Origin of the sequence: Paenibacillus sp. BSR1-1 (genome assembly GCF_030403775.1) — a bacterium.
Taxonomy (GTDB): Bacteria; Bacillota; Bacilli; order Bacillales; family Cytobacillaceae; genus Neobacillus.
In genome coordinates, this window is sequence record NZ_JAQMWQ010000034.1 from 14,970 (window position 1) to 34,198 (window position 19,229).

At 40.7% G+C, this 19,229-nt stretch carries 18 protein-coding genes; all 18 read right to left on the minus strand.

All coding sequences use genetic code 11. The annotated features are described in order from the left end of the window. Positions 1 to 74: 74 nt before the first annotated feature. Positions 75 to 2,549 carry a stage II sporulation protein E gene (spoIIE, locus tag PH210_RS27930; RefSeq protein WP_289989716.1) on the minus strand — a complete coding sequence of 825 codons (2,475 nt, stop codon included), beginning with the start codon at positions 2,547 to 2,549 and terminating at the stop codon, positions 75 to 77. A 407-nt stretch (positions 2,550 to 2,956) separates the two neighbouring features. Beyond that, positions 2,957 to 3,397 carry a S1 domain-containing RNA-binding protein gene (locus PH210_RS27935; RefSeq protein ID WP_289989718.1) on the minus strand — a complete coding sequence of 147 codons (441 nt, stop codon included), beginning with the start codon at positions 3,395 to 3,397 and terminating at the stop codon, positions 2,957 to 2,959. 95 nt (positions 3,398 to 3,492) lie between these two features. Further along, on the minus strand, positions 3,493 to 3,876 hold the full coding sequence (locus PH210_RS27940; RefSeq protein ID WP_289989720.1) for an FtsB family cell division protein: 384 nt from the start codon (positions 3,874 to 3,876) through the stop codon (positions 3,493 to 3,495). A gap of 12 nt (positions 3,877 to 3,888) precedes the next feature. Then, the gene (yabQ, locus tag PH210_RS27945; RefSeq protein ID WP_289989721.1) at positions 3,889 to 4,521 is read right to left on the minus strand and encodes a spore cortex biosynthesis protein YabQ; all 633 of its coding nucleotides are present in this window, start codon (positions 4,519 to 4,521) and stop codon (positions 3,889 to 3,891) included. Continuing rightward, on the minus strand, positions 4,518 to 4,823 hold the full coding sequence (gene yabP / locus PH210_RS27950) for a sporulation protein YabP (protein WP_223596371.1): 306 nt from the start codon (positions 4,821 to 4,823) through the stop codon (positions 4,518 to 4,520). Before yabP ends, yabQ begins: the two co-directional genes overlap by 4 nt. Before the next feature lie 75 nt (positions 4,824 to 4,898). Beyond that, complete coding sequence (locus PH210_RS27955) at positions 4,899 to 5,177, minus strand: RNA-binding S4 domain-containing protein (protein ID WP_289989724.1); 279 nt, start codon at positions 5,175 to 5,177, stop codon at positions 4,899 to 4,901. Positions 5,178 to 5,192: 15 nt separating this feature from the next. Then, positions 5,193 to 6,659, minus strand: coding sequence for a bifunctional methyltransferase/pyrophosphohydrolase YabN (gene yabN, locus PH210_RS27960; protein WP_289989726.1), 1,467 nt, complete (start codon positions 6,657 to 6,659; stop codon positions 5,193 to 5,195). A gap of 1 nt (position 6,660) precedes the next feature. Beyond that, the gene (locus tag PH210_RS27965; protein WP_289989729.1) at positions 6,661 to 8,286 is read right to left on the minus strand and encodes a putative polysaccharide biosynthesis protein; all 1,626 of its coding nucleotides are present in this window, start codon (positions 8,284 to 8,286) and stop codon (positions 6,661 to 6,663) included. 280 nt (positions 8,287 to 8,566) lie between these two features. Next, the gene (spoVT, locus tag PH210_RS27970; RefSeq protein WP_289989730.1) at positions 8,567 to 9,103 is read right to left on the minus strand and encodes a stage V sporulation protein T; all 537 of its coding nucleotides are present in this window, start codon (positions 9,101 to 9,103) and stop codon (positions 8,567 to 8,569) included. Positions 9,104 to 9,527: 424 nt separating this feature from the next. After that, on the minus strand, positions 9,528 to 13,067 hold the full coding sequence (gene mfd, locus PH210_RS27975; RefSeq protein ID WP_289989732.1) for a transcription-repair coupling factor: 3,540 nt from the start codon (positions 13,065 to 13,067) through the stop codon (positions 9,528 to 9,530). Between the two features lie 89 nt (positions 13,068 to 13,156). Then, positions 13,157 to 13,387, minus strand: a complete 231-nt coding sequence (gene fin / locus PH210_RS27980) for an anti-sigma-F factor Fin (protein ID WP_223596381.1) — start codon at positions 13,385 to 13,387, stop codon at positions 13,157 to 13,159. Between the two features lie 114 nt (positions 13,388 to 13,501). Then, positions 13,502 to 14,062 carry an aminoacyl-tRNA hydrolase gene (gene pth / locus PH210_RS27985; protein ID WP_289989736.1) on the minus strand — a complete coding sequence of 187 codons (561 nt, stop codon included), beginning with the start codon at positions 14,060 to 14,062 and terminating at the stop codon, positions 13,502 to 13,504. A gap of 132 nt (positions 14,063 to 14,194) precedes the next feature. Next, positions 14,195 to 14,833: a 50S ribosomal protein L25/general stress protein Ctc gene (locus PH210_RS27990; protein ID WP_289989738.1), complete on the minus strand. Its 639-nt coding sequence runs from the start codon at positions 14,831 to 14,833 to the stop codon at positions 14,195 to 14,197. Positions 14,834 to 14,974: 141 nt separating this feature from the next. Continuing rightward, positions 14,975 to 15,931 carry a ribose-phosphate diphosphokinase gene (locus PH210_RS27995; RefSeq protein WP_289989740.1) on the minus strand — a complete coding sequence of 319 codons (957 nt, stop codon included), beginning with the start codon at positions 15,929 to 15,931 and terminating at the stop codon, positions 14,975 to 14,977. Between the two features lie 24 nt (positions 15,932 to 15,955). After that, positions 15,956 to 17,329: a bifunctional UDP-N-acetylglucosamine diphosphorylase/glucosamine-1-phosphate N-acetyltransferase GlmU gene (gene glmU / locus PH210_RS28000; protein ID WP_289989742.1), complete on the minus strand. Its 1,374-nt coding sequence runs from the start codon at positions 17,327 to 17,329 to the stop codon at positions 15,956 to 15,958. A gap of 198 nt (positions 17,330 to 17,527) precedes the next feature. Next, positions 17,528 to 17,818 carry a septation regulator SpoVG gene (gene spoVG, locus PH210_RS28005; RefSeq protein ID WP_003347151.1) on the minus strand — a complete coding sequence of 97 codons (291 nt, stop codon included), beginning with the start codon at positions 17,816 to 17,818 and terminating at the stop codon, positions 17,528 to 17,530. Between the two features lie 150 nt (positions 17,819 to 17,968). Next, the gene (gene ridA / locus PH210_RS28010) at positions 17,969 to 18,343 is read right to left on the minus strand and encodes a 2-iminobutanoate/2-iminopropanoate deaminase (protein WP_289989762.1); all 375 of its coding nucleotides are present in this window, start codon (positions 18,341 to 18,343) and stop codon (positions 17,969 to 17,971) included. Beyond that, entirely contained in the window at positions 18,340 to 19,173 is an 834-nt protein-coding gene (gene purR, locus PH210_RS28015; RefSeq protein ID WP_289989764.1) for a pur operon repressor, read from the minus strand. Before purR ends, ridA begins: the two co-directional genes overlap by 4 nt. Between the last annotated feature and the right edge of the window lie 56 nt (positions 19,174 to 19,229).

A 19,229-nucleotide genomic window follows, 5' to 3' on the forward strand; every position in this document is an offset into this window, starting at 1 on the left:
TGTATTGCTACCATTTTCGACCGCGTGGAGGTGATTTATACATAATTTAGGAAGGATCTGTATAAAATAAGCGTTTATGCATGCTTTCTTTTTTTATAAACCGGGATGGACGCCCATTTTGGGGTATTATGTTTTATTTTTGCTACGGTTACTGTCATATCGTCAGCGATCATTCCTGCTCTTGAGCGAATCACTTCCTCCATTATTAAATCGGCTATTTCTTGCGGATCTTCTGTTTCTAATTCATGTAATTTTCGTTTCATCCACAAATCATAATTTTCAACATGCTTTGGCCCCTCGAACACCCCATCGCTCATCATAATTAACAAATCGCCAGCTTTTAATTGCTCGCTGACAACATCGACTTCAAATTCCTGCAGAATTCCAATTGGCAGATTACTCGCTTGAATCTTAATAATCTTATTACCCCTTTTAATAAAGCTTGGTGTCGAACCAATTTTAAGGAATTTAGCGGCAGCATTCTTTAAATCAATCATTGCTAAATCCAAGGTAGAAAAAATTTCATCTGTTGTTCTTAGTGAAAGGATGGAATTGATCGATTTAATTGCCACTTTTTCATCAATACCTGACTGGAGAATCTTTTGTAATAGCTGCAGTGTTTCTTTACTTTCATAATGGGCTCTCTCCCCATTTCCCATGCCATCGCTTATTGCAATTGCATATTTGCCGAAGCCGAGCTCAATGGTTGAATAACTATCGCCAGAGACCAAGCCGCCATCCTTGGCCGCATGGGCTACCCCCGTTTCAACAGTAAAAGCCTTTGACGACCTAAAGGTAACGTAACAGAACTCATTTGGATAGGTGGCACATTCCTCCTGATTGACGATAATTGTTTCTGCTAGAATATCTGATAACATCGGGGCAATCAGCTTTTCACATTCACCGTGGCCATTGCAGAATGGGACACTCATTTCGATATCTACATTCCCAGGCTCCAGGCTATAAATCTCCACTTGCTCAATATGAATTCCGAAACCTTGAAGCGCTTCCATGATTTGTTCTTCCTGCTTATAATGATTTTCCCTTTCACGCTGAATTTCCTTAGCGAAATTATCCATCACCTCGGATACACCCAGCAATTGGTCGGCGACCAGCTTTCTGGACTCATGCACCTGTTTTTTTAATTTTTGATTAGCTTGGAAAAACGTTAACTCTTGTCCAATGGTTTCGTATACCCTTTTCGGACGGGAACATATTTTTTCCCATTCCTTTGAAAGTCTTAAAGAAACATTGCCATCATTTTGGTCCATTTCATGAATAATTTCTTCCATATATGAATAAGTTCCTGCAAAGTTCTTTGCCCAGCATTGTTCTTTTTTAAAGCAGGTTTGGCACGTCTTTTCCGTTACATTACTCATAAAATAATCCATTTCCCGCTGGTCATATTCTTCATTTGGTATAACTTCCGTCTGTGAAAAACTTTTCGACAGCGTATGAAATAGACTTGAAAACTGCGAAACCCGCTGTGCGGTAACATCACGCATTTTACGCATATATTTTTGCTGCTCCGCTGTATATTCAGGGGTTCCCGGAATATATTTTGCTAATCTTGAGGTCAGACTTTGTGGAGTCAGCAGAAATAAAAGTACGGCCGCCGATGTCTCTAAAACTGTCAATGTGATCGACCCGCCGCCTTCTCCATACATACCGATTAATAGAGTAGAAATAAATAAGCCGATTGAAACACCGATTTTTTTCCCTTCCTTCAACAATCCGCCCAGAACACCAGAAAAGGCCAGTAAACTCATATGATAAAAGCTTGATACGCTTGCAAGGCTGAAAATTAATCCCGTCACGACCCCAACAGTTGAGCCAACGGTTGCCCCTGCAATAAAGGAAAAGACTAATACTAAATATCGGGACATAATATGCTCTATCGACAAATCATATAACTTCCAGCCAATGGTTCCCGTCATAATTGAAGCAAGCATGATGATTAGGCAGACGATTTCTTCTGTTTTTAATAGTTGTCTGCGTTTATTTAAGGTCAAGAGCGGGATACTTTGTAAGAAAATCAGAGTTAAAATAAAGGCAAGGCTGGCCTGGACGCCAACCATCATCGCATCGTATAGGGTCAATTGTCTTGAGAGGATGAAGCTTTCTGCTAATTTCCCAATTCCTAAAATAATGCCGACAAAAAGCGGCAAAGCTCTCATTTCATTTGTCAGCCATTTCTTGCTGATCCGATAAATGACTAGGAAAAGGATTGAGATTGCAAAAGTTGAGGCTGCATTAGCTAAAGAAAGGGTGGCTGCTCCTGCAATCAGCCCAATTAGGGCAAGCGGTGCCCGATCCCTTCTAATTAAATAGACAGAGGCAAAAAAAGGCAGGCAAAATGGGGTCAACTTCGCCAGGATCAGTGCCCTTCCCAGCAAAAACCCTACTATTAATAATAGAAAACCTTTCTTTATAAAAAAGGACTCTAGTAATAATTGAACTTTTTTGACTCCTAGCGCAAGGTCCCACTTTGATGAATGAAGGTTGACTTCTCCGATTGGTTCTATTAAATTCCGCTCTAGCTTTTCCATAAATCACACTCCCTACTTATTCATCGTTGGAGTCTATTATAAATTTGCTAGATTCAGAAGTTTGTCAAAATAGTGAACAGAATATGGAAAATCGTTCGACGGTTTTCACTATTTTTAATCAATTAATGTCGGAATAAGAAAAGAGGAAGCGCCTTGACCAGGGGAAAAAGCAGTTCATTTTATCCTAGGGGCGACAAGCATAAGACAAGACGGCGGTAAGATTGCTTTTTAACCTTTTCGACGGATTGGCTGTAGACCAATGAGCCCCTAGGCGCTGTAGCTGGACAATTCTCAAAGTCGAAATTGATAATTTAAAATAAAAACAAAAAAGACAAGTCGTTTAAGACCTGTCTTGATCTATTAGATATTAGTGGAACCTGCTTTTTCCGATAAAAGCGAGCAGCAAGTTAACCCCGTCTAGCTCCTCTTCCTCCACGCTTAGATTCCGTGTGGCGCTTTAAGGAAGTTAAACGATCCTCGCTATCTTTTAAGAATTTTGCCATTTTTGTTTCAAAGTTTTCTGGTCTGGCATTGTTACGATCGTTTGATCTGCCTTGACGAGGACGTTGCGAATGTGAGTGCTGTCTTCTTTCTCTTTCCGGCTGTTCAGGTCTATCCTTTGCCTTTTTAATGGATAGGCCAATCTTTCCATCCTTCTCAACATTGATGACTTTTACCTCAACTTGGTCGCCAACTTTAAGATGGTCGTTAATATCTTTGACATAGTTGTCAGCAACCTCACTGATGTGGACAAGTCCTGTTGAGCCATCCGGCAGCTCCACAAACGCTCCGAAATTTGTAATTCCTGTTACCTTTCCCTGTAACTTGCTGCCTACTTCAATTGACATAAAAAGAATGTTCCTCCTTAATAATTTAAAAAATCAATCTTACTCTATATTATACAGAAAGAAAAAATTGAGTGTCAATAAGACTACACATTGGTTCATTTTTCCTTTTTCCCATCTGGGATCGTAAAGATGACTTCGTTTTGCTTAGAGAAAAAGAACTCTTTCCTGGCAAATTTAGCAATGTAGTCATCATCATTTAAATTAATTATTTCCTGTTTTAAACTATCCCGTTCTTTTTTTAGATCAGCAAGCTGGTTGTCCACTTGTTTTTTTTGTGCTATTTTGGCCTCGAGCTTAGTGGTTTGGGAAAGAAAACTGGAAATCATCAGGTATGATAGTAAGCAGGCAAAAACGAAAAACACTGAAAGGCGTCTTATAACCTGCTTCCTTTTCCTAGCCGAGGCAATTTCCGCGTACTCCTGCTGGGCAACATAGGTTGTCTGAATCTTGGATACATTTTTTTGGGCTGGCGTTCCCATTCCCTTCCCCCCTTACTCTTTTTTCCTTTTCCACTTATCTATCCACTTTACAATATAATTCACGATTTCCTTGAATTTTCCTGCCGTTCTATTATATAACTTCTCGACGGATTTTTTAAGGCTTTTCGGCAAAAGTTTCCAAAATATTAATAATATTTTTTGGAAAATACTGAGAAGAATTTTAACAATGGACATTAAAATCTTAAAAATAAATTTGACAAGGGATAAAAGCCCCCTGCCAATGGAAAGAAGTATGATGATGACCAGCTGGATCAAACCGACGACTGGTTTATACACAAGGAGAAGAAAGGTCTGTTTAATAAATCTGGCAATGGAAATAATCGTTTGAATTAAAAACTCAAGTAAACGGAGGTAAATCCCTTTAAACAAGCTTTGATAAGCCGCAAAGCCACAAATTAATGCAATAAAGATATAAAATCGTAATTCTCCATTATTGACGAGGAATAGGCTATAAAAGATAATTAACGCTTGAATCATCCAAAATAATAGATCGTTAATAAAAACAATCCAGCGCTTTTGTTTGGGGCGGTTTAAAAAACGCTGATACGTATCAAACATGGCACCGAATAGCGCCCCCATTCCAATCATCGAAAGCATCGTTAAAAATTGCGTCGAAAGGGTCATCGGAATAACTTGCTAAAGAAGCCTTTAGCTTTCTCCCCGTGCTGCTCATCTAAGTATACTAAATCAAAAATCTTCCCCTTGATAGAGACAATGCCTTTTTCGACATCAAGATTCTTCATTTGCAGGTTTTGCCCTTTAATGGCTAAAAACCCCATCGATGTTTCCAATAAAAATTCCTCATTATCAAAGCTTTCTACTTGTTTAACACCAGTAATATCCAGCAGCTTTCTTCCCCGCATAATCACATCATGATCAGGAACATTGCTGCTCTTTTGTGGATTGCTATCATAATATTGGCTCATCCTTCATCCCTCACAATCATTTGTACAACCTTTTTGTACATTTTTATGTGAGGATAGAGGAAAATAGAACTTTCATTAATCTAGTGGATTTTCTGCTGAACCCAGCCGTTCCTCATTAATGATTGTATACATCTCAGCCGCTTCTTCCTTACGAGTGGTTTCCTGAATCCGGTCGATTTTGGCTGTGACCCTTCTTTGCCCGAGGCGAATTGTTAATTCATCACCCACCTTGACCGTAGTACTGGCCTTAGCTTCTTTCCCATTTACTTCGATTCTGCCTTGGTCAGATACCTCTTTAGCTAATGTTCTTCTTTTTATTAATCTTGAAACTTTTAAAAACTTATCTAGACGCATGCTTCGTCCCCCATTCTATAATCCTTTTAACTTTGCTTCATCCCAGTACTGATCCAGCTCTTCCAGCGAGTGATGCTCAAACGTCCGGCCGCTCTTTTCCACCATTTCTTCGACATATTGAAACCGGCGCTTGAACTTTCCGTTCGTTTCAGATAGGGCTTCTTCGGGATGAATCTTTAAAAATCTTGCTACATTGACAAACGCGAACAACAAGTCGCCAAATTCCTTTTTCGCTCGCTTAAGACCTTCTTCCGTTCCATCGAGTTCATTTACAAATTCCTCGAGCTCTTCCTTCACTTTCTCCAAGGCTGGAGAAATTTCCTGCCAGTCGAAGCCAACTTTGGCAGCTTTCTTTTGCAATTCGTAGGCCTGAAGCAGATTCGGAAGGGATTTTGAAACACCTTCTAATAATGAAGATTGTACATCGCCTTTTTCCTTCTTTTTTATATCTTCCCAGTTTTGAAGCACTTGTTCGGCATTTTCGGCTATTACATTACCAAAGACATGGGGATGCCTGCGAACCATTTTGGCAGAAAGGCCTTCAATTACATCATCGATGGTAAAATATCCGTCATCCTCACCAATTTGGGCATGAAGCATCACTTGAAGGAGAACATCTCCAAGTTCCTCCACGAGATGGTCGATATCTTCGCTGTTGATTGCCTCGATGACTTCATAGGTTTCTTCAATTAAGTATTTTTTCAGGGAATCATGGGTTTGTTCCTTATCCCACGGGCAACCGTCAGGTCCTCTTAATTCAGCAATAATTTCGCGCAGCTTGGAGAAATTTTTCCACAAGATTTGTTCGTCCTTTACAGGAGGGACATAGACAGAGGTGAGATTATTGAGCGATACATTGCGGTCAAGCTCATACAGCTGCACCTTTTCAATGACTTCCTCTTTACTGCCTGCTGCCGTCACAATCCATACCTCATAATCATCAGGTAATTTTTCCATTAAAGTTAATTTCACATCGGAGGCAACAAATTGATCATAGACCTGGCTAATCATCATGTGCTGGTTCAAATTCAGCTGACTGGCATGGAGCATCGTCCCGTCAAGCAGCTGAAATCCATCAACTGGGTCAATTTTTAACGAAGCAAAAAGGGCATCAATAAAGCTTTGACCGCCGCCGATGATAATTTCTACCCCTTGTTTTGGTCCGTTTTCTAAAAGAAGCTGAACAGTTTGCTCGGCAACAAGCGGATGGCCCGGAACCGCATAAAAAATGTCTTCCGTTTGTGACTTTTCCAAAAGAGTTCTGGCGATTTCTTGGTATACCGCATCAAATTGATCATGTTTTTCATAAACAGAATCAAATGAAGAATAGTTCATCCCTTCTTTTTCTAATTCGTTAACTACAGGATGTTCTTTTGTTCTTAAAAAAAGGTGGCTTACATTCAGTAATTTTTTATAAATTCCCATTGGCAGCTGTTCTAGGTCGCCTGCCCCTAAGCCTAAAACTTCAATTTTTTTCACCATTTTATCTTCTATCCTTTCGAACCATTAAATAAATGAGCTTACTTCCCAATGGAAATAAGGAGAGTTCTTCTTCATGAAACACGCTTCCTCTAATAATAATCAGTAAAAACAGCAAGCCGCCGAAACAGGCAGAGCTGATTGCTTGAAAAGCAGCCCCTATCCGGCCCAAGTCCAATGGGCTGATGATGAAACCTGATACAATTAAATAGCCCTTTAAAAAAAGAACCATCAGAACGGTTGCCGCTAGCACAGTTCCTAGAAAATGAGAGTTAAACAACGAGATTTTGACCAGTTTTTTTAATCTCAAAAACAAGAAAACACTTATAATGGCTAAGGTAATCAAGGAAGAAAATGCTGCTCCCATTGTTGCAAACCTCGGGACGAAAATAATGTTAAGGTAATACTTCATTGGAAATGCACATAGGACAACTAATGCCGGAAAAATAAGATACCCCATCCCCTGCATAATGGCAATCAAAGTTAAAATAATCGAAGTAAACAAAATCACAAAACCTAGAATTCCTAAGACAGATGAACCCGCTTCATTCTCAAACAGCATGGTGTTTGCCGGTTCAATGATGGCCCATAAACCTGCAGAGGCGCCAAGACCGATGACAATGCTAACCTTGATGGCCAGTTTTATTTTATGATGTAAAAATTGGGGTTTGTGCGCCATTCGCTCCTTAGTAATCAAGGGAACCAACGTTAACGACATTGCTGTAGCTACAGTTGTGCCCAGCTGAATTAGAGGCTGACCGCGGTCAAATACACCTTTTAAGCCTTTCGCAATATCCTGCTCAATTCCGCTAGAAGTAAGCAAATAAAACAGATTCAAAGAATCGCCTAATTGGAGAAAAATTAGCAACATTCCGCTCAGACAAATGGTCAGCCCCTGAAAAACGAGCGACTTGAAAATCTGTTTTGCATCCTCCATATAACTTGGGAATATTGCCTTTTTGGGAGCTACCCATTTCCATTCTTTACGAATCCATAAGAACATAAACAGGATAATCGCTGAGACTAGACTTCCAGTAATAGAGCCAAACATCGCTCCGCCGCCAACAAGGTAAAGTGAGGATCCTCTTTGCATAAACAAATACGATAAAAGGATAATCGTAAGCACCCTAGTTGTTTGTTCTCCTACCTGGGATAGAGCCGTCGGCACCATGTCGCCGATTCCTTGATAATAGCCCCTGAGGAGCGAAACAACTGGAAAGGTTAAAAAGACAATCGCGACCACCCTTAATAGGATGGATAAATGAGGATCATTCATCCACAAGGCGATTTGATTCGCCCCAAAATATAGGACAAGAAAGCAGACAAAGCCAAATAACTGTAAATAAATAAACGATACCAGCAGAAGGAGGCGAGATTTTTGATCGTCCCCTTTTGCTTTTTGTTCTGCATAAAGCTTTGAGATCACAACGGGAAAGCCTGTAGTTGACAGGACCATGGCAATCCCATAAAACGGGTACACTTGCTGATAAATGTAAAAACCAATATCACCGACAATGTTTTGAAATGGAATCCGGTAAAACGCGCTGAGTATTTTGGTTATGATGGCTGCAAGGGTTAAGATAAAGGCTCCTCTAAATAGAGTCTTTGAAGGGTTATGAGTCTTTTGCATTTTTTCACCTACTATGTAAACTCGAGGTTATTATAGCATAGTGATGCTTGATTTATCGCTAATAAGAAAAGCGGAAGCGCCTTCGGAACAAGCAGAGCTTGTTCCTGCGATATCATTCTAAGGAGATTTCCTTAGTGGTCAGACCCGACCAGCATAAGACGCTCCCAAAAAGAAGGCGCTTTTTGCCTTCATTTTGGGAGTGGCTTATGACCTCGAGGGGCTAGGCGCTGGAGCTGGAAAATAAAAAAGACAGCCGATGCTGCCTTTTTAAATGAAAATATTATGACTCCATTTGTCTTGCCAGGAAACCTGCTGCTGTTTCTACAGCCTTTTGTTCTACTTCACCAAGGGAGCCTTCTTTGGAGTAGATAATGACCGCTCCAATTGGATCCCCATTTGCAATAATCGGTCCAATGGTATACGATGATACAGTTTCATCATTGCCATCCACTAGAGCAATTTCACCTTGCTGGTTAACCAGGACTGAATTACGTTCTTCCATTGTTTTTTCAACTAAATCACTAATATTTTTATTTAAATAATCCTTTTTGGAACCGCCTGCTACTGCAATGAAGGCGTCTCTATCACAAATTAAAATTGGGTTACCGAGGCTATCAAATAGGGCTTCTGCATATTCTTTGGCAAAATCGCTTAATTCGCTGATTGGTGAATACTTCTTTAATATGACTTCTCCGTCCCGATCAACAAAGATCTCTAACGGGTCCCCTTCGCGGATACGCAGGGTTCTGCGTATTTCTTTAGGAATTACAACACGACCCAAATCATCGATTCGACGAACTATTCCAGTTGCTTTCATCCAATGTTGCCTCACTTTCATCTGATGATTTTTCAACTTGGTGATTGACTGTGTTTCCTTTAATAGCAATCATCACCAACTTTGAACTTAGTATCTTTCAACTGGAAAGTTCTATACACATTCGACATATAAATTTCACATTTACAGGAAATTTTCCCAAAGAACTTGGGATGAAAATAAGGGAAAGTATAGTATTTAGGTTAAATAAATCCTAGGCTGGAGGAGATTTTTGAAGATTTGGGTCTCTAAGTATTTTATGAGGACAGGTTTTGCTTTTTCTAACTGAATTTGGTCCTCATGAATGCTCCATGAGGACAGGTTTGCCTTTTTAACCGGGTTTTTGTCCTCATGAACGCTCCATGAGGACAGATTTTACTTTCACAACATGGTTTTTGTCCTCATGAACACTCCATGAGGACTCTTTTTAATTCACCGGATTTTCCTGTTCTCTTTTAGCAGTGGGAATGGCCTTTATCATTTCAAAAGCAATGTTCAGCCATTCGGCTGTTTCATATTCTTTTGTCTTGATCATTATTTTTAATTTTTGGCCATCCATTCCCGGCGTGACATTTCTGCCGAATTGGTTGGCGATTCTGAAAAGCTTGCTTCCATCAATGGTGTTGGTGACCTTTTCATTGATTAATATGGTTACGTCTTGTTTAACCTGTTTGATTTGCTCGACTCCGCTTAGCGCAGCATAGATCTTCATTTCAGCAATTTGGAAAAGGTAGGAAACCTCATCCGGATATTCACCGAAACGGTCCTGCATTTCCGACTGTAGCTCTTCAATATCCTCAAGCGCCTGAGCTCCTCTAAATCGCTTATACATCTCAATCTTTTGATGGCCATCCTTGATATACGTATCCGGAATGTAAGCATCAATCTCAAGATCGATTTCTACATTTGTTTTTACCTCTGCCGAAACCAGGTCGCCTTTACGCTCCTCAATCGCTTCCTTCAGCATTTGCGAATACAAATCAAACCCAACCGAATCAATGAAGCCATGCTGCTGGGCCCCTAATAAATTACCGGCCCCGCGGATGGATAAATCGCGCATCGCGATTTTAAAGCCAGAACCTAACTCGGTAAATTCTTTAATTGCTTGCAGGCGTTTTTCGGCCACTTCCGTCAGTACCTTATCCTTGCGGTACGTAAAGTAGGCATAGGCAACGCGGTTTGACCTGCCGACACGGCCGCGAAGCTGATAAAGCTGAGACAACCCCATGCGGTCGGCATCAAAGACAATGAGCGTATTCACATTTGGAATATCAACCCCTGTCTCAATGATGGTCGTACTGACCAGAACGTCAAACTCCCCGGCTAAGAAACTAATCATTACCGATTCCAATTCGTTTTCCGTCATCTGGCCATGTGCATAGGTAACGCGTGCATCCGGGACAAGCATGGAAATTTCCTCGGCCTTCCGCTCAATGTCTTCCACCCGGTTATATAAAAAGTAGACTTGTCCGTCACGGGCTAGTTCTCTTTCGATTGCCTCTCTCACCAATGATCCATTGTACTCCATGACATAAGTCTGGACAGGGAATCGATTCTCTGGCGGTGTCTCGATGACCGATAAGTCGCGGACTCCAAGCATCGACATATGCAGCGTCCTAGGGATTGGCGTTGCCGTTAACGTAAGGACATCAACGTTGGTTTTTAACTTCTTAATTTTTTCCTTATGTGTAACACCAAATCGTTGTTCCTCATCAATAATTAACAGCCCCAAATCTCTATAGACAATATCCTTTGATAATAGGCGGTGGGTTCCGACGACAATGTCACATGTACCGGCCTTTAAACCTTTTATAGTTTCGGTTTGTTGTTTTTTCGAGCGGAAACGGCTTAACAGGCCAATATTAATCGGATAGTCTTGAAATCTTTCCCGGAGTGTTTCAAAATGCTGCTGCGCCAAAATCGTTGTCGGCACCAGGAACGCAACCTGCTTGCCATCTGCAATAGCTTTAAAAGCGGCGCGGATGGCAACCTCTGTTTTTCCATAGCCAACGTCACCGCACAATAAGCGGTCCATTGGACGTCCACGTTCCATATCCTTTTTAATTTCATGAATCGAGCGCAATTGGTCTTCCGTTTCCTGATAGGCAAAGGAGGTTTCAAATTCTCTCTGCATATCACCATCCGGTGTAAAAGCATAACCAACGGCCGCCTCTCGTTCCGCATACAGCTTAATTAAATCGTCGGCGATATCCTGAACAGAGGATTGAACCTTTTTCTTTACCTTTTTCCAATCCGTGCCGCCCAGTTTATAGATTTTCGGTTCTTTTCCTTCTGAGCCGACATACTTCATGACCTGGTCGATTTGTTCTACCGGAACATAGAGTTTATCGGTCCCCTGATAACGAATATGGAGATAATCCTTATGAATTCCGTTGATGACTAGTGTTTCAATTCCTAAATACTTGCCTATTCCGTGATTGACGTGAACAACATAATCGCCAATTCTAAGCTCTGAGTAACTCTTGATTCTTTCAGCATTTGATAGCTTTTGACGACTGGCAGACTTTTTCACCCGTTTGTTAAACAGCTCTTCTTCTGTGATAACGGCAATTTTTTGAATTGAAAGCTCAAAACCTGTTTGCAGGTTTCCTTTCATAATCTGAACTTTGCCAGGGAGCAGCTGCTGCTCTCCCTTTATAATGCTGGCATCAATTTCATAATCCTCTAGCACCCGCTCAAGCTTTTTGACCCGTTCTTCGTCTGGTCCTAAAAATAAGATAGAATAATTGCCTTTTTTCCAACGATCAATTTCTGCCTTTAACACATGCATTTGTCCATGAAAATTTTGCATTTGCTTGCAAGAGATATTAATAATATTCTGCGGACTCGTATTGGCTACATGTCGTAAAAACAGGGACATATACAGGATTGGAAATTCCTTTTTTTGCAGTATCGACTGCAAATCATGTGAAATATGTAAATCATGAATAATTTGGCCTTCACTAAGTAAAGAGGTATACCATTCAGCTTCCTCTTTTATAAGGGAGTCGTTCATCTCTTGAACACGGCTGATTTCATCAATAAACACCAATCCATTACTTGGCAGGTAGTCTAGTAAACTACTAGGCCTTTCATATGCCAGCGAGAGGTATTTAAAGACTTGATCAGGCTTATGGCCATTTTTCAATTGCTCCAGTTCGAAACTGATATTTTGTGATAACTGGATCTTCGCTTTATCATCTTTTAATTTTTTTAGACTTCTGGATAAACCATCTTCAAGCTTGCCGATCACTCGGCTATAATCCTCAGCTTTAAGCAATACCTCCGTTGCCGGGCCAATCATAACTTCTGAAACCTTTTCTTTGGAACGCTGATCCTCCAAAGAGAAATAGCGAATCGAATCTACCTCTGTATCAAATAATTCAATTCGGAGCGGGTTCGTTTCAGTAAGCGGATAGATGTCGATAATTCCGCCTCTAACACTGAATTCCCCCGGTGTCGTGACCATTTCAGCCCGAACATAGCCCATTTGGACAAAGGTATTTAACATTTTATCAATATTTAAATCTTCGCCAACTTTTAAAGAAAGCTGGTATTCCTTCCATAACGATTTAGGAGGAAGGATTTTCTTTAATCCGGAAATTGGGACAATTAATATACCTTGCTGCTGCTTGCTCCAGTGATTTAAGGCCTCAATTCGCTGCGCCTTTAATTCTGGACTGGCAATACTCATTTCAGCGGCAATCAATTCATTAGCCGGAAAAAGAAACACTTCTTTTTCACTTAGTAGATTTACAATATCATCATAGAGTTTTTGGGCTTGTAATAGATTGTGGGTGACGAGCATAATCGGCCTTTTCATTTGTTCATAGACCGAAGCCGTAAGGACTGTCCTAGACGAGCCTGATAATCCGGCAATTAGCTGTTCTCTTAAGCCTTCTTGCACACCGGCTATGATGGAGTGTACATCTTCCTGCTTCAGGAATAATGACTTTAAACCGTTCAAGGTTTCTCCTCCCTTCTTAAACACGTATATTTTTAAATATCTAGAAAAATATAAATAGAAAAACGCTTTGGAATAGCATCCAAAGCTGGTTAATGAATAAGGTAATCGTATTGGTGGTAGTCTGGATTCCGTTCCAAAGCTTCCTGACAGTCTTCACAGATGGCCGTGATATGAATATCACCTGATGAGTCATAAGCAACCATATCTATTCTTTCTTGATCCGTTAATTTATGAAGACCAAGGCTTTCTGAATGTACCGATGCTTTTTCAATGGAACCAAGGTTCGTACCGCAATGACGACAATGGTAATGGATGGCCACGCCTGTCCCTCCCTAATCTACGATTCCCTTTTAGTATTAACCTGATAGGAGGAACTTATTCAACTAGTTCTTATGCACTTTATTGTATGTCATTTTAGCCTGTATCATGAATACTTACTGATTATATTCATTCATCACCTGTAAGAAAGGTTTCTCCAGCCAGACTTCACATGCCTCAGAACTTTTTTTCACAGCTTCCTGTGTTAAAGGCCTTTCATCCTGACGGAACCGTCCTAAAACATAATCCGGCACGCTCATTCCCGGCTCAGGGCGGTCAATTCCAATTCGAATCCGGTTGAACTGCTGCGTACCAAGGTGAGCAACGGTTGACTTAATTCCGTTATGTCCGCCAGGGCTTCCCTTTTGACGCAGTCTGATTTTTCCGACGGGCAAATCGAGATCATCATAAATAACTAGCAGATCTTCTAACTCGATTTGGTAATAGTCCATTACAGCTCTGATCGACTCTCCAGATAAATTCATGTATGTAAGAGGTTTTAAGAGAAGAATCTTCTCTCCTTTATGAAAACCAATCCCATATAATCCTTTAAATTTGGATTGATTAAGCGGTATATTCATTTGGATTGATAAGGCATCAATGACTTCAAAACCGATATTATGCCTTGTTTGGTCATACTGTTTCCCCGGGTTCCCTAAACCAACTATTAATTTCATAGGCGGTCCCTCCTCTTTTGGTTTAGCCAACCTTTTAAAAAAATTTTGGAACATAGCTATCTCCCATAATATAATATATTTTCTATGGAAATGCGATAAAGACGTAACCAAGGATAGGTTACGTCTTTGTTTCTATTCTCCACCAACTGGAGTGGTTTCTCTTCCTTCTTCATTATCAGGGTGGCCGCCTTCTTGCTGCTCCCCAGCATCAATTTCCTCTTCGACCTTAGGCGGCAGGATAGAAGCAACGACTTCTTCATCCTCGTGGTTAATGCTGAAAGCACCTGCCGATGGAATATCGCCAACAATTATGTTTTCGCCGACTTGAAGGTTCGTGATATCGACTTCAATTTGCTGTGGAATATTATCAGGGGTTGCCGTGATCGAAATTTCATGAAGCGGCTGCTGAAGGACACCGCCGTCCTTCACTCCAATTGCCTCACCTACAAGAGCAAGTCTTACATTAACGTTGATCTTGGAGGATTTATCTACGGCTAAGAAATCAACATGAAGAATTTCTCTTTTAATAAAATCCTCTTGATAATCAGTTAAGATAACATCCTGTTTGCTGCCCTCAACATCAAGTGAAATGACCCCATTACGTCCGACAGCGCGGATTGTCTTTGTTAAATCAGCTGAACTGATATAGACCGGCTTGCTGTCCACTCTTGCTCCATAGATGACAGCAGGAATATTCCCATTATCTCTGATTTTCCGTAATGCCGAATGGCGGAGTTCTTTCCGCTCTTTTGCTTGTAAAACAGTACTCATGTATTGTCACCTTCCTATTTTGAATAAAACATTCTATATAAAATTGCCCCAAAACAGGAAGGACTAAACATTTTTTCGCAAAAAATAACACTTATAGCGAAGAAGGACCTGACCTAAAAAGTCAGATCCTAATATGGCCTATTAATCAAATAGGGTACTTACAGATTGTTCTTCGTGGATGCGGATAATCGCTTCCCCAATTAATGGTGCGACAGATAAATTAATGATTTTATCCGTCTTTTTCTCTTCTGAAAGGGCAATAGAATTAGTCACCACTAATTCCTTAATTTTTGAATTTTGGATTCTCTCAATCGCCGGTCCTGAAAGAACGGGATGTGTACAGCATGCATATACTTCCAATGCACCATTTTCTACTAATGCGTTAGCAGCCAATGTGATTGTACCTGCTGTATCAATGATATCATCAATTAAAATCGCTACTTTTCCTTCAATATTACCAACGATATTCATAACCTCAGCCACATTCGGTCTTGGACGACGCTTGTCAATAATCGCAATTGGTGCTTTCAAGCGTTCAGCCATTTTTCTTGCTCTTGTAACCCCGCCATGGTCCGGAGAAACAACAACAATATCACCGTTTAATTGTTTATTTGAAAAATAATCAGCTAAAATAGGCACACCCATCAAGTGGTCAATCGGAATATCGAAGAACCCTTGAATTTGCGGGGCATGCAAATCTAAACAAAGTACACGTGTCGCGCCAGCTGTTTCAAGCAGGTTTGCCACAAGCTTTGCTGTGATTGGTTCACGTGAACGCGCTTTACGATCCTGACGTGCATAGCCATAATAAGGCATCACAATATTAATCGTTTTGGCTGAAGCTCTCTTTAAAGCATCAATCATGATTAACAATTCCATGATATTTTCATTTACAGGTGAACTTGTGGACTGAATCACATACACATCACAGCCGCGGATACTTTCCTCAATATTGATTTGAATTTCTCCATCACTGAATCTAGTTACCGAGCTCTTTCCAAGCTCAACACCAATTACTCTGGCAATTTCTCTTGCAAGAGGAAGATTTGAATTTAAACTGAATACCTTTAAATTTGGATCTAAATATTGATTTGACATGAGGGCCCTCCTGAAATCATTCGCTTATTTCTTTAGATTAAGCTTTGCAACGTAATTTTCTTTATTCACTTGTTTGGCACGGGCAATAGATAAAGCCTCGCCAGGTACGTCTTTTGTAATCGTGGATCCGGCAGCTACATAAGCGCCCTTTCCAATAGTGACAGGGGCAACAAGATTGGAGTTGCAGCCAATAAAGACTCCATCTTCAATTTTAGTTAAAAATTTATTTTTACCGTCGTAATTCACTGTAATCGATCCGCAGCCGATGTTTACATCACTGCCGACTTCGGCATCCCCAATATAGCTTAAGTGCGAGGCTTTGCTTCCTTTTCCGAATACAGCTTTCTTAATTTCGACGAAGTTTCCAATTTTCACATCATCATCAATATTTGACTCAGGGCGAATGTGAGCAAAAGGACCGATATTGACGTGGGATCCAATTGAGCTTTTAAAGGCAGCTGATTGACGGATGACTGTTTCATCCCCAATTTCACACGTGTCAATTTCCGTGTTTGGTCCAATATGACATTCCGCACCGATAATGGTTTTTCCCGTTAAAATGGTTCCAGGATAAAGAACGGTATCCTGACCGATTTCAACATCCGTTCCAATGTAGGTGTTAGATGGGTCAATGATTGTTACTCCGTTTCGCATATGCGCTTCATTCAAACGTGTTCGCATGATTCGCTCTGCCTCTGATAAAGCTACCCGGTCATTGACGCCCAGGGTTTCTTCTATCGTATTTGTTTGGAAGGCTGTAACAATTTCACCTTGTTTTTTCAAGATTTCAATGACATCTGGTAAATAGTATTCTCCTTGTACATTGTCATTAGAAACATTTTTTAATGCTTCAAAAAGGGCAGCATTATCAAAACAGTAGGTTCCCGTATTGATTTCATTTACTTTGCGCTCATCTTCCGAAGCATCTTTATGTTCGACAATTTTCTCGACAAGACCTTTTTCATTGCGAATAATTCGGCCATATCCTGCAGGATCATCAATCCTTGCCGTAAGTATGGTCGCTTTTGCCTTTAATTCTTCATGGTGTTTAAATAAGGACTCCATCGTTTCGGCTTTAATTAACGGGGTATCACCGCAAACAACGATGGTAACGCCTTCTTTTCCTTCCAGCATTCCGGCAGCCTGCATGACCGCATGTGCGGTTCCTAGCTGCTGCTCCTGCAGTGCATAATGGCTTCTGCCGCCTAATTGGCCCTGCACCATTTCCGCTCCGTGTCCAATGATGGTGACCATTTCTTGGACATTCAGCTTTTCCACTTGGTCAACCACATGCTCGACCATCGGTTTACCGCAAACTGGGTGTAATACTTTATAAAGCTTAGATTTCATCCGCGTGCCTTGTCCTGCGGCCAAAATCACAGCATAACGATTGGGCATGTTCAAGTCCTCCAATTTAACCTTTTTATCCACTAAAAATATTAACGTAAATGGGGCGGCTTTTCAAGGAATGAAGGAATTGTGTCTATTGTTGTAATTTTGAGTCTTTTTAGTGGAGGACAGAAGAAAGTTTCGTGGGTTTTTAAAAACCATAAAAAAGAGCCTTACTTAGAAGAAAGGCCCTAGTTGTAATAATCCTTAGGAAGCTCCGGCTTCTTCAAATTCTACTTCCAATTCACCTAAACGGTGGTACTCAGCCAAAACAGCTTCTTGGATTTTACCGCGTGTTCCTGAATTGATTGGATGCGCAATATCACGAAATTCTCCATCAGGAGTACGTTTACTTGGCATAGCTACAAATAAACCGTTGTTCCCGTCAATAACACGAATGTCATGAACAACAAATTCATTGTCCAATGTGATTGATGCAATCGCTCTCATTCTTCCATCCGTATTAACCCGGCGTAATCTTACGTCAGTTACTTCCATGTGCTCACACCCTTTTTCTAATGATAAAAAGCTAGTTTAATAAATTCAACAAATAATTTGCTTATTCCTTCTTTATTTTCAAAATTTTTTAAAAAAATTAGGACGAAATTGTGAACTTTTGTAAAATGCAGACAAAAAAAAAACGCTCGTTTATTTCACGAGCGCTACTACTTCGATTTCAACTGATACATCTTTTGGCAAACGAGCGACCTCTACACAGGAACGGGCCGGTTTATGCGTGGAGAAATACTCCCCATAAACTTCGTTAACTGCCGCGAATTCGTCCATATTTTTAATAAATACAGTAGCTTTTACGACTGTTTCAAAAGAGGCCCCAGCTTCTTCAAGTACAGCCTGCAAATTGCGGAAAACCTGATGGGTTTGTTCTTTAATGTCTCCAGTCACCAGAGTGCCTTCTGCTGTTAGCGGAATTTGTCCTGAGCTGTAGAATAAATTGTTGACAATGATTCCTTGTGAATATGGCCCAATGGCTGCTGGCGCATGATTTGTTTGAACTACTTTCATACGATCTCCCCCTGTTTATTAAAATAATTCCCTATTTGGACATTGATCTTTTTTTCTTTTACATCCACATCAGATAGCTGGACAAGCGATATATATTCATCAACCAATCGCTCTTCAATTTTTTCCGCTTCAACTAAAACAGCAATACCGGAGACTTGGGAATTGAATTCCTCAATGATACTGATCATACCCATGACAGTACCGCCTGCCTTCATAAAATCATCAACAATAAGTACCCGTGATCCTTCCTTCATGCTACGTTTTGACAGGACCATAGTTTGGATGCGCTTGGCTGACCCAGACACATAATTAATGCTGACGGTTGGCCCTTCAGTAACTTTACTATCCCTTCGGACAATAACTACCGGAACATTTAATTGACTGGCTACTGCATAAGCCAGTGGAATTCCTTTAGTGGCAACAGTCATCACCACATCTATTTTGGCTTCTGCATAGGCTGAGGCAATAATTCGCCCGGCCTGCTGCACAACGGAAGGATTCCCCAAAATATCCGTTAAATATAAATACCCTCCAGGCAAGAGCCTATCAGGATTAGCAATTAAGTCACATAGCTCATTCATGAATGGCTGTGCTTCCTCTTTAGTTACTTTTACAATAAATTTAACCCCGCCAGCGGCTCCGGGCACAGTTTGCAACGTTCCGATTCCCCTTTGTTCAAAGGTTTCCTTGACGATGGCTAAATCCTCACTGATAGAAGACTTAGCCGATGCATAGCGCTCGGCAAAATACGTTAGCGGTACTAATTGGCGAGGATGGTCCAATAAATAGTTGGTCATATCAATCAAACGTTCACTGCGGCGAAATTTCATAACAAACCCCCAAAAGCCGAATATTCTAATTAGAGGATATCATTATTGTACGTCTT

Bases quoted from the DNA above. Each gene is read 5' to 3' on its own strand.
- spoIIE (WP_289989716.1), bottom strand. From the start codon at position 2,549: ATGGAAAAGCTAGAGCGGAATTTAATAGAACCAATCGGAGAAGTCAAC.
- PH210_RS27935 (WP_289989718.1), bottom strand. From the start codon at position 3,397: ATGTCAATTGAAGTAGGCAGCAAGTTACAGGGAAAGGTAACAGGAATT.
- PH210_RS27940 (WP_289989720.1), bottom strand. From the start codon at position 3,876: ATGGGAACGCCAGCCCAAAAAAATGTATCCAAGATTCAGACAACCTAT.
- yabQ (WP_289989721.1), bottom strand. From the start codon at position 4,521: ATGACCCTTTCGACGCAATTTTTAACGATGCTTTCGATGATTGGAATG.
- yabP (WP_223596371.1), bottom strand. From the start codon at position 4,823: ATGAGCCAATATTATGATAGCAATCCACAAAAGAGCAGCAATGTTCCT.
- PH210_RS27955 (WP_289989724.1), bottom strand. From the start codon at position 5,177: ATGCGTCTAGATAAGTTTTTAAAAGTTTCAAGATTAATAAAAAGAAGA.
- yabN (WP_289989726.1), bottom strand. From the start codon at position 6,659: ATGGTGAAAAAAATTGAAGTTTTAGGCTTAGGGGCAGGCGACCTAGAA.
- PH210_RS27965 (WP_289989729.1), bottom strand. From the start codon at position 8,286: ATGCAAAAGACTCATAACCCTTCAAAGACTCTATTTAGAGGAGCCTTT.
- spoVT (WP_289989730.1), bottom strand. From the start codon at position 9,103: ATGAAAGCAACTGGAATAGTTCGTCGAATCGATGATTTGGGTCGTGTT.
- pth (WP_289989736.1), bottom strand. From the start codon at position 14,062: ATGAAATTAATAGTTGGTTTAGGGAACCCGGGGAAACAGTATGACCAA.
- PH210_RS27990 (WP_289989738.1), bottom strand. From the start codon at position 14,833: ATGAGTACTGTTTTACAAGCAAAAGAGCGGAAAGAACTCCGCCATTCG.
- PH210_RS27995 (WP_289989740.1), bottom strand. From the start codon at position 15,931: ATGTCAAATCAATATTTAGATCCAAATTTAAAGGTATTCAGTTTAAAT.
- glmU (WP_289989742.1), bottom strand. From the start codon at position 17,329: ATGCCCAATCGTTATGCTGTGATTTTGGCCGCAGGACAAGGCACGCGG.
- spoVG (WP_003347151.1), bottom strand. From the start codon at position 17,818: ATGGAAGTAACTGACGTAAGATTACGCCGGGTTAATACGGATGGAAGA.
- ridA (WP_289989762.1), bottom strand. From the start codon at position 18,343: ATGAAAGTAGTTCAAACAAATCATGCGCCAGCAGCCATTGGGCCATAT.
- purR (WP_289989764.1), bottom strand. From the start codon at position 19,173: ATGAAATTTCGCCGCAGTGAACGTTTGATTGATATGACCAACTATTTA.